The following is a 270-nucleotide window of genomic DNA, read 5'->3' as shown; positions in this document are numbered from 1 at the left end:
GCGTGAGTGGGCCAAGGCATCCCGCTGCTCGACCCGAAAAGCCGAAGCTCAATGCTTCGGGAGATCCGGATCTGGCCGCGGTGTGATCCTCAGCTTCGGGCGGTGGTGAGCAGGTCCAGAAGATCTTGACCGAGATCGGTTGCGTCGGCCCGTCCTTTTCCGTCTGCGGCAAGATGGCTAGCGGTTTCCAGCTCGGCTGCTCCAAGATTGGCGGCTCTGAGGAAACCAGCTATTCGTTCGGGATCGTCCGGGATGATCGCGCTCTGCGAC

1 protein-coding gene is annotated in these 270 nt (G+C 61.9%); it reads right to left on the bottom strand.

Annotated elements, in window-relative coordinates; genetic code table 11:
• Positions 1 to 89: 89 nt before the first annotated feature.
• Positions 90 to 270: hypothetical protein (locus R0J87_RS20710; RefSeq protein ID WP_498888608.1), on the bottom strand; the 181-nt coding region annotated here is incomplete at its 5' end.

The sequence above is a fragment of the Halomonas sp. SIMBA_159 genome (assembly GCF_046536035.1).
Classification (GTDB): Bacteria; Pseudomonadota; Gammaproteobacteria; order Pseudomonadales; family Halomonadaceae; genus Vreelandella; species Vreelandella venusta_A.
Note: the sequence above shows the minus strand (reverse complement) of the source record. Positions and strands in the feature narration are given on the sequence as shown.